Genomic DNA, 11430 nt, shown 5'->3' on the forward strand with positions numbered 1-11430 from the left:
TTTTTTAATTTAGGGCGCTGAAATATTTTCAATGCTCTTATGATGAATCCATAAAAAGCACTCCTTTGTCTATTATATGTAAGATTAGCAAGTGGATAATCGTTTAAGAAAGGAGTCAATATAATTTGGGGGATTATGTTAAGAGGAGAGGATTTACAATATTAGAAATTGACAAAGACAAAGATGCTACTCAGGCGCAATGAGGGCTGTATCCGATAAACTTGATATTATATCTGCTGCCGTTATGAAATGGAGATGGAAATATGAAATATATCTGAGAAAATTGGTGGATTAGAAACATAAATAACGTATTATTTTTTGAAAATGCGTTTTCTTTAAAGAATGTGATAAATAAAAAGATAAAATTATATGTCATTTTCACCTTTTAGATACGGCTCTGAATATTTTAAAATGTTGAAAAGAGATGGAAAAATCGGAACAGATTTTAATTTTTACACTTTCCTCCTCTTTCTAAATTAGTTCGTATTTCCATAAATACTGCCTAAAACAGCTGTATGTGATAGCTTTGCTTCTCAATTTTGGCATATATTCAGTTTTGTCTGCTTACGAGTGCCCATTGTTTCAATATAATATTTATCTCGAATATTAATTATACACGCTTTGGGTATTGATTAAACAACAGTTAAAATAGGCATTCTTAATGTACAAAAATCCCTTAAAGCTGCTTTTAAATAACAACTTTAAAGATGATTTTTCTCTAATTTTTCAGTTATATTTTTGCAAATCCCTTATAAAAAAATAGATTTAGACTGTATTTTTAGTAACTTTTAAATTCCATATTTACATAAAACACAAAAAGCATTAATAAGATCTGCGCAGTTAATCCAAAACGTATTAATTTTTTCTCTTTGTTAAGTTTTTTGATACATTACGTATTACTTTTATGGGCAAAATTATGGTGTAATTATGGTCAATCTATTTAAAAATCGTTTTTCCTTATGTACTTTTACAACAGCATTTCTTTTTTGTGCACACAATGTTGATGCTACGGTTCAAGGTGGTGCTGTTGTTAATACTGGGGTACAAGATCGTTCTGGCGTTAATGGTAAGACACAAAATAATCAGGATCAATTTTCATGTAGTATGAATAGTGAATTTTATCGGTGTAATGATGGTAAAAAACACTACTTTTACAATAAAAATTATCAAAAAACTGATGAAAATACGAATGAAACTGTTGCTATACAAGCATCTGGAAGAAAAACGCTTCTCTTAGGGAAAAATATAACTGTTAAGGATGCTTCAAGTGCTGTTATTTCAAAAGAAAGTTTTTGGAAGTATGGGGTCGTGGCGAGTGAATATGGACAAGTGATTATAGAAAGAGGAGAGATTAACTTTACAAAGGGTATCGGAGTTAAAATAAAAAATTGGGGACAGGTCGATTTAAGGAGTAGTTCTATTACCGAACAAGGTAGTCAGGGGATGGGTATAGATGACCATAATGAAAATTCAGCTTTTCATGCGTCTAATGGGTTTATCCATTTTGAGAAAGGTAAAGTTAATCTAGCCAATGCTCATGGTTTTTCAATGCATGGGAATAATATCGATGGGAAGGGTGTCTTTATAACTATCGTGGATTCTACGGTTTTGGTAGAAAGTAATACGTCTTATGGGTTGCGTTTTTGGGAGGGACTAGGAGACAGAAATGAGGAAATGAAAGATCACGAGTATCCCTATTCTTTTTATATTTTTGCGGGTGAGGAAGAGATGTTCGGAAGTCTTCCAAAAACGAACTTACCCGTACGAGGGATTGTTGACTTGACAAGAACCTCTTTTACAGTTCCAAAGAGTGCGGCTATTTATAGCAGAGGATCTGGTGGTGTTGTTAGGCTGTTGGATAATTCCAAACTTTCTGGAGATTTATTACTGAAGGTTGAGGATGGCTCTTTTGTGAAGGTTTCAGTGGATGCTTCTACACTTGTAGGGGGGACACATGTTGATGAAAGTTCTTCTGCTGAATTTCGGTTGAGAGGTGATTCAAAATGGATTTTATCACGACCGAAAAATAAAAATTTGCAAGTTCCTAGTTCTATAGGTGTTTCATCAATTTCATTAATACATCTTATTGATAGTTCTATTATTTTTGAACAACCAGAAACTAACATAGTTGATGGCTATCAAACCCTTCGTGTTGGGAGAGGAACAGGTGAAGTTTATAAAGCACAGGGTAATGCACATCTTTATCTCAACACTTATTTGAATAAGGGGGGGGCTCTTCAGAATCAAAAAACGGATCGTTTTTTAATCCATGGTGATATTGAAGGAAAAACGATAGTACATGTGCATGGTGTTTCAGGAAGTCCTGGAGGTGGTACGGAGCGTTATGGAAATGACAAAGGTATCTCGATTATTCAGGTTTCTGGAATAGCGGAGAAAGATTCTTTCTTGTTGGATGGTGATTATATTGCATTGGACGGTCTACCTTACCAATATAGGCTTCATGCTTATGGCCCAAACTCTGAATTAGGAAGAGCGAGTGCGTCTCAAAGATTAGTCGAAGGTGAAGGAGATTTTTGGGATTTCCGCCTCGAAAATGGATTTATTGATTCTGATACTACATTTAGATTAACTCAGAGTTCTAAACTTGGTTTAGGTGGTGAGCATCATTCTAGGCAAGGCGTTAAGGTTGTTGTGCCTCAGGTTCCAACTTATCTGCTTTTGCCAAATAGTTTATTCCATGCTGGTTTAATGGATATCAGCAATCAAAACAAGCAGTTAGAGACAGTACGGACTAATCCTAGTGGAATGTTGGAAATTCGTGAAAATCCTGCTTCATTTTTGCGTGGCTATGGTGGAAGTTATCGTTATGCCTCAGATTTATCTGCGCTTGAATATGGTTATGGGGGAGATCTAGGGTACTATGCACTAGAGACAGGTGTTTTGCTACAAACTGTTGAAAATGTTGACAGTGTTATATCCTTTGGGGTGATGGGGTCTTATGGAAAGCTTTCTCTACAACCTCGAGATGTTGCACAAAGCCAAAAAAGTACATTTGATAAATGGACTGCTACAGTTTATGGCAGTATGCAGCATGATGTAGGATTCTATGTTGATGGTTTGTTATCTTATGGTCTGTTTAAGGGAGATGTTCTGACAACTGCGCGGGGTAAAACGGCAACATTGAAGGGTAACCCTTTAAGTGTTTCCTTGATGAGTGGTCAGAAAATTGCCACAGGATATGAAGGTGTTGTTTTGGATCCACAGGTTCAGGTTGTTTATCAGCATCTTCAATTTAATGAGGCCCGCGATATTGATAATTTTAATATTGAGATGGATAAACTTGATCAATTGATGGTGCGTATGGGTGGTCGCTTGATAAAGACTCTTACTGCGTCTGAAAAAGATCGTGATGTTTCTTTTTATGGAAAGATTCATTTTGCCCATGATTTTGGAAAAGAAAGGTCTGTGCGCTTTAAAGATTCTTTCCAGTTAGGGGCTTTTGGTTCTTCTCTAGAGGCTGGATTAGGTCTTAATGCTCGCTTGTCTCAAAAATTTGCGCTTCATGGTGATTTGGTTTATCAGCATAAGTTGAGTAAAGGTGGTTTTTCTGGAATCAGTTTTTCTGGTGGATTGCGCTATCGTTTTTAGGATGATCACCTTGAGGTAAGTTGTTTAAAAAACCACAAGCATAGCTTGTGGTTTTTTATTATTTGTTTGCAACTTTTTAAATAAGTTTTTTAAAAAAATGTTTTTTTTTGCATGAGCAAGTTTGTTTCTTTTTAGAAACGAGATAAGGCTTTCTGGTTTGCAGTTTTTGCTTCTTATGCTGTTTTTCTTCTTTGAGTTTATTTTTATTAAATTCTCTTGAAATCACTGCTTTGGGGTGGAATTTTTATTTCTATCTATATTTTTACGCGTTTTTATAAATAATACAATTTTAAATTGTGATATTTTGGGATTCTGGCTTTACATAAAATATAGGGTGGATATATAAAATACAAAACGTATTTTAAATTATCACGCGTAACCAAAGTTATTAAACAGAACGCGTGTTTTTTGTTTTTAGAGAAGGGGAAGAAAGTTTGTAGAAAATTATGTTTAAAAATCATCTCTCTTTATATCATTTTACAACGGTTATTTTTTTCTTTGTATACAATACTGATGCAGGTGAGATTTCTTCTGAGAAGAAGCCATATTCATGTAACGAAAGTGCCTCATTTTATCGCTGTAATGATGGTAAAACGCATGAAATTACCAAGAAAACTTATCAACTTACGGGTGAAAGTTCTTATGCTGCCATAGAGGCATCAGGGAAAAATACAGTCATTGAGGGAGAGGCTATAATCATTAACGGTGTTTCGAATGCACATGGACATTCAGAAACAAACGCTTGGACAACAGCTGTAAAGTCCTCAAATGGGGGAGGCGTTGCTCTATTTGATTCCATGTTAAATAACGTGTCGATAGGGGCCGATGTCAATGAGGAGGGAGCTTTTGAAATGCAGGATGGGGTGATTAAAGCAACCAGAATGGGGATCAGTGTTGGGGGTAAAGGGTCGTTTGTTTCTTTGACCAAGACAGAGATTAAGACATCTTCTGATGCGATAGGTCTTTTGAGTCATAATGGTGCAAAAATTTATATGAAAGGAGGAAAAATTGATTTTGCTGATGGTATTGGTGTTCAAACAGGAGGAGATGGAGAAATTAATTTAGAGGGCGTTTCTATTACTGGGAGGGGGAAACAGGAAACAAATACAGATAATCATCGTGAAGGTTCTGCTTTTAGTATGCTTCAGGGGAAAGGCTCTCTTAATTTCCAGAAGGGAAACGTTAATGTCGACAATGTTCATGGCATTGTAGTGCAGGGGAATAACCATAATGCTGCTCATATAAAATATTCCAATGTTTTTGTGAGAGGGAATGGATTTAATGGCATGCACTTTTTTTGGGAAGCTGTCTTAAATGATAAAAAAACAATTATACCTGGAAAAGGGACTGTCGATTTGACAAAGACAACTTTTATGGCTCCAGAAAGTACGGCTATTTATAGTCGTGAATTCGAAAGTTCTGTTAAACTCTTACAAAATTCAAAAATTTCTGGAGATTCACTCCTGAAAGCTGTTGAGCGTTCTAATGTAAAGATTGAGGCTGATGCTTCTACCCTTGTAGGAGGCGCACATGTTGATGAAAGTTCTACAGCTAAGATAGATTTAAAAAATGGTTCAAAGTGGATTTTATCGCGACCAAAATATGACAAATTGCAAAATTCTGATGCTTCTGGTTCTAGGTTAAAAGATTATTCTTCTATTTCTTCGGTTAATCTTACGGATAGTTCTCTTGTTTTTGAAGAATTAAAATCTAAAAAAACAAATGGTTATCAGACACTTCTCATTGGAAAAGGATTTGGGACTGTCTATAAAGCGCACGGTGATGTGAATCTTTATCTTAATGCATATTTGGATAAAGGCGGAGCTCTGCAAGAGCAAAAAACTGACCGGCTTTTAATCAATGGTGATCTTGAAGGAAAAACAACAGTTCATGTTTATAAGATTCCTGGAAGTCCAGGGGCATTGACGGGAGATGGTGGTAATAATCAGGGGATTTCCATTATTCAGGTTTATGGAAAAGCCATGGAAGATTCTTTTCAGTTAAAGGGGGGGTATGTCACACTTGAAGCCTCCCCCTATCAGTATCATCTTAAGAGTTATGGTCCAGGCTCTGCTTTAGGGGCGGCAGATTCCAATCAAAGAGTGCTTAAAAACTCTGGAACATTTTGGGATTTCCGACTTGAAAGTCAATTTGTTGATTCCACTAAAGTTTTTCCTGTTCTTGATTTGGTTGTCCCCCCTTCTTCTGATGATATTCCTTCTTTTTCTAAAATTCATCCTAATATTACTGGAGGTGAGGATGGTTCTATTGATTCTAACTCTCAGCAAAAGTCTCAGGAGCCAAGTCTTTCTTCTCCTGTAGATTCTCCTGATAGGGATTCCCATCTTACGACCACACCTAATGTATCTGATGTTTTTGTACTTGAGATCCCCAATCCTCTTTCCTCTCTTGCACCTGTTGTTCCCGCTATTGCTGAATCTAATCCAGTTTCTCCACCTGCATCTGGTTCACCTGTTCCGCCGCATGTTTCACCCACTCCTTCTGTTGTTTCCCCAGTTGCATCTGGTTCACCTGTTCCGTCATCTGTTTCATCCACTCCTTCTGTTGTTTCCCCAGTTGCATCTGGTTCACTTGTTCCGCCGCATGTTTCACCCACTCCTTCTGTTGTTTCCCCAGTTGCATCTGGTTCACCTGTTCCGTCATCTGTTTCATCCACTCCTTCTGTTGTTTCCCCAGTTGCATCTGGTTCACTTGTTCCGCCGCATGTTTCACCCACTCCTTCTGTTGTTTCCCCAGTTGCATCTGGTTCACTTGTTCCGCCGCATGTTTCACCCACTCCTTTTGTTGTTACTCCACCTGCGTCTGGTTCTTCTGTTCCGGCATCTGTTTTTGAGCCTTCTTCTCATTTTGAGCCAAATGTGAGAGTCGTTGTTCCACAGGTTTTGACTTATATTCTTGTGCCAAATACCTTATTTTATGCTGGATTGATGGATATCAGTAATCAAAGCAAGCAGTTGCAAGCGCTGCGAACTGTTCCTGGTCGGTTGTTGAAAAATGATGAAAATCCCGCTTTGTTTTTGCGCGGTTACGGTGGACATCATCATTATACTTCAAATTTGTCTGCATTTAAATATGGTGATTATGGCGGTGAGCTTGATTATAATGCACTAGAGGCAGGTATTTTACTCAAGAAAATCGAAAGTGCATACAGTACGACATCTTTTGGGATTATGGGAAATTATGGCAAGCTTTCTTTGCAGCCTCGAAAGGTTAAACAAAGTCAAGAAAGTATATTTGATAAATGGACAATAACAGCATATGGAAGCATGCAGCATGATACGGGGCTCTATATGGATGGTCTCTTCTCTTATGGTTTGTTTAATGGAAATGTTCTCACACTTGAGCGAGGTAAAACGGCTGCATTGAGAGGGAAGCCCCTAAGTGTTTCTTTAATTGCTGGTAAAACGTTTATGATAGGCAGCCGATATTTTATTTTTGAACCACAGGTTCAGTTTGTTTATCAAAATCTCCAGTTTCATAAGACTCGTGATATTGATAATTTTAATATTGATATGCGAAGTCCAGATCATTGGGGGATGCGTATTGGTGGGTATTTAACGAAGACACTTACATTTACTAAAGATAAAGATGCACATGTTCTCTCATTCTATGGTAAGCTTCATTTCATTCGTAGTTTTGATGATAAACAATTTGTATATTTTAAAGATGCCTTCCAGCTTGGTTCCTTTGGGACTTCTTTAGAAGCTGGATTTGGTGTTTTTTCGCAATTATCTCCCAAAATTATTTTTCATAGCGATCTGATTTATCAGCATAAATTTACGAGTGACGGCTTTTCCGGAACGCATTTTTCTGGTGGATTAAGTTATCATTTTTAATTGTATTTTTCTTTAATACATCCTTTGTGAAAGACATAAGCACAAAACATGGTTTTGTTGTGTCGTTTTTCTGATTTTTGACTTTACATATAATACAAAACAAATTATATGTAACGGTACATAATAAGTAGATGAACTAGGTGTGTCTTTTCAGTTTTTTATGAATAAAATAAAGGAAGTTTAGACTAAATTATGATTAAAGTACTAAAACGCTATGTGTGTGTTCTCTTACGACCTCTATTTCTTTCTTCGTGCACAATATAGATGTGAGTGCAGAAGATTATAACCCCTCGTGTAATTCTCTTTTTAAGTCGTATTCGTGTGATACAGTTGATGCTTCTCGTACTTTTGGAAGTCGTAATAAGTTATATATGAGTGGATTGGATAGGAGGACTACAGGTGTTATTTTTACAATACGAGCTCATAACATAGTTATTAAGCCGCAAAAAAGTAAAGGGGAAAAAGGCTTTCAGGAACTGATGGAATTTTAGAATTAAAGAGATCTGAGAAGATTACATCAGCAGTGGTTGTGTCAAAAGATAATAAAACTTCTTTTAAAAAGAGTTCTATTACAGGAAATGGCGAAAAGAAAAGTGGTAGAAATGCTACGTTATCTCAATCTGTGTTTGGTGTGAAGCAGGGTGGTTCTTTCCTTTGATGAAGGTAAGATTCAGGTTTCTGATGTTCATGGTATAGAGGCAAGTGTCTTGCTCAATGCGATTGAGGATACACATCACACTTTGAGCTCTGGAATAATGAAGAATAATGGAAAAAAACTCTCTACAACTTCAAGATGTTAAAGAAAGCAAAAAAGTACATTTGATAAATGGTCTATTACAGTATATGGCAGCATGCAGCATGATACAGGCTTTTATATAGATGTCCTTTTTTCCTATGGTTTATTTAAAGGGGATGTTCTCACGCAAGCAAGAGGCAAGACAGCAACATTGAAGGAAACACCTTTGAGTGCTTCATTGATTGCGGGCAAGTCATTTATGACAGGGCATAAAGGGGTTATTTTTGATCCGCAGGTTTAGGTTATTTATCAAAATGTGCGGTTTGATAAGGCGTCTGATATTGATGGTTTTGATATTGAGATGGGAAAACTTGATTTATGGGTGATGCGTGTTGGTGGTCTTTAAGAAAGATGCTTGCTGCTTCTGAAGAGGCTCTTGTTGTTTCTTTCAATTGCAAGCTTCAGCTTGCCATTAGTTTTAGAGGAAAACAACGTGTGCGGTTTGGAGATGAATTCCAATAAGCGCTTTTGGCTCTTCTCTAGAAACTGGAATGGGATTGAAGGCTCAGTTGTCTTCAAACTCTGCTTTGCATGGAGATGTAACTTATCAGCATTGCCTTAGAAAAGGTGGTTTTTCAGGGATTATTTTTTCAGGCGGTTTATACTATCGTTTTTAGGTGCCTATGAAATATAGAGTAATTTTTACATAAGTTATAGAGTGTTTTATGAAGTATAAAGTGATTATTTAAGTTTTATACTTGCTATTTTTAGTGTGTTTAACTTAATGTTATGGGGAATGTTTTTTATTTTTAACTAACAGGGGAGAAAGGCAAATTGGGAATAAAGTTATGGTTAATGTATTAAGCGGGTATAGATTTTTATTTATTACAACGGCTATTGTTTCTTTTTTGCCAATCGTGAGTGTTAATGCGAATCCTAATAATTTAGGAACTTCCTGTAATGTATCAGGGAGTTTTTTTACATATAGCGATAGTAAAAAACATACGATAAGTAATAAAAATTATACTCCTTCTGTCTCTTCTCTAGATGATTTTATTGCTGTCTTCTCTATAGAAAAAGAGGGAACTGTTTTAAATTTATTAGAGACAAATATTATCTCGCATAGGCCAAAGCAGTCATTTTTATATAGTGCATCTGTAAAAGATGATGGCAAGCTTGTTCTAACCAATTCAAATATTAAGGATATGTCCGGTTTTCGTGTTCAGAACGGGCAAGTTGTGATGAATAGAGGGAAGATTGAAGGTAGTTTGCAAGCTGTATGTGCAGAAGGAAAAAAAACCGATATTGCTTTAGTGAGCGTAAATATTGATATTGTATCAGATAATTTGAATGCAAAAGGGATTGGATTTGTGAGTAGTTCTGATGCATTCGTTAGGATGTCAGGCAGTACTATTACTTTTCATGAGATTGGTGCGTTTTCAACACAATTTGGGGGAAAATATCTTATTGATACAACCAATATTCAGGGAAAAGGTAAGAAACATACGATTGTAGTTGATAATGAAACTATTGATGAATTTCCAAGAGCTTTTGACATATCACAGGGTGGTGATGTTCATTTGCGTGGTGATTCTATTCAGCTCACTGATATGCATGGCTTCTTGATTACGAATTTTGCAGGTTATGCAGATGCTGAAGGTAAATTGGTTCAAGAATACGCTTCATCAAATGAGTTTAAAAAGACAAGTATTAAGATAGAAAAAAACAATATTTCTGTTCAGGGTGAGGGAGTATACGGTCTGTATTTTTATGGATTAGGTCCAGATGTATGGGGTGATATGTTTAAGGTAGGGAGTGAAAAACTTTCAAAAGTAGAAAAAATTGTTTGGGGTGAAGCATCTTTGCATTTGTCACAGACAGCTTTTTCAGTTCCTGATGGTATTGCCATTTATAGTACGGGGGATGATATTTATGGAGCTGAAGCTACTATTGAATTAACAGAAAGGACAAAGATCTCTGGTGATTTATTGTTAAAGGCTCAAAATAATTCTTCTCTATTGGTGAAAGCAAAGGATTCTACCCTTACAGGGGGTATTCGTGTTGAGGATGCATCAACTGTTCACTTAGAATTAACAAATGGCTCTGCATGGTATCTCACCAAAAGGAAACATACAGATTTGCAGGAATCTCTTCCTGTAGATTCATTACTTTCGTCTATAAGCATTTCTGATAGCACAATTTTTTTTGATAAATTTATATCTCAAGATTATCAAACGCTATATATTGGAAAAGTATATATTGAGAAAGGAAGTAATCTAAATGACATAAATCCAATAGAGGGGATACAGTATGATAAAGAAGCCTATAATGCAAAGGGAAATGTGCAGATTAAGATGAGTGCGTTTGTGAATAATGACGGCTCGTTTAATCCTCAAAAAACTGATCGTATTTTGATCTACGGGAATGTTTTGGGAAGTACACTGCTCATGATGGAGAAATTTTCCAAAACCTTAGAAGGAGAAGCTGGCAATAAAGGAAGTCAAAGTATTTCACTTGTTCAAGTTGCTGGGACAGCAGAGGAAAGTTCTTTTAAGTTAGCCAATAGTTATACTACGGTGAATGGATTTCCTTATCAATATAAACTTCGTGTCTATGGTCCAAGTTCTTCTTCTGGAAATGCAGATCCAAAGAATAGATTGGTTGTTGGAGAAGGGGATTTTTGGGATTTTCGTCTCGAAAGTGTTTACATTGGTCCTGAATTAGATTCTTCTGAAACTGCTTCTAAGCCAACGTCTACAGTTTTACCTCCTCAATCTGAAGAAGAGACGGTTCCTTCTAAACGACCAACAGAGACTATTTCACCTGAACAACCCCCTTCTGTTGAGCCTCCACTTATACCATCTACACCTTCTTTGCCTGAGGGATCTGAACCGTCTGAAACATTTATCCCTACGGATTCGACGCTGACTCCTTCTGCACCAGTTCCGTCTCCCTCAGTACCAACAGTTCCAGAAAATCCTTCTGCTGTGCCTATGCCTGCACCATTTGTTCCAGTTGAGACTTCTACGGATGAGGTTATGCCATCTAAGCCCTCTGTTCCGGTATCTCCTTCATCTACAGATTCTGTTTCTCCTCCTTCTACCCCTGTTGAACCAAAGCCATCTGGGGATTCTGCCCCTATTAATCCTTCGTCTAATCTCCAAATTAGAGCTGTTGTTCCACAGGTTCCAACTTATCTTCTTTTGCCAAATGCCTTATTTCATGCTG

The 11430-nt window shown here is 36.7% G+C and carries 3 protein-coding genes and 1 pseudogene; all 4 read left to right on the top strand.

The window, feature by feature from the left end:
• Positions 1-927 precede the first annotated feature (927 nt).
• Positions 928-3609 (top strand): autotransporter outer membrane beta-barrel domain-containing protein, encoded by a 2682-nt coding sequence (locus ACFINI_RS08270; RefSeq protein WP_375647613.1) that lies wholly within the window; start codon positions 928-930, stop codon positions 3607-3609.
• A 446-nt stretch (positions 3610-4055) separates the two neighbouring features.
• Positions 4056-7466, top strand: coding sequence for an autotransporter outer membrane beta-barrel domain-containing protein (locus ACFINI_RS08275; RefSeq protein ID WP_375647615.1), 3411 nt, complete (start codon positions 4056-4058; stop codon positions 7464-7466).
• A gap of 686 nt (positions 7467-8152) precedes the next feature.
• Positions 8153-8879, top strand: a pseudogene (locus ACFINI_RS08280) (autotransporter outer membrane beta-barrel domain-containing protein); the annotation flags it as partial.
• A 171-nt stretch (positions 8880-9050) separates the two neighbouring features.
• Positions 9051-11430: autotransporter outer membrane beta-barrel domain-containing protein (locus tag ACFINI_RS08285; RefSeq protein WP_375647617.1), on the top strand; the 2380-nt coding region annotated here is incomplete at its 3' end.

The organism is Bartonella sp. AA56HLJMS, from assembly GCF_042197145.1.
Lineage (GTDB): Bacteria > Pseudomonadota > Alphaproteobacteria > Rhizobiales > Rhizobiaceae > Bartonella.

Bases quoted from the DNA above. Each gene is read 5' to 3' on its own strand.
- ACFINI_RS08270 (WP_375647613.1), top strand. From the start codon at position 928: ATGGTCAATCTATTTAAAAATCGTTTTTCCTTATGTACTTTTACAACA.
- ACFINI_RS08275 (WP_375647615.1), top strand. From the start codon at position 4,056: ATGTTTAAAAATCATCTCTCTTTATATCATTTTACAACGGTTATTTTT.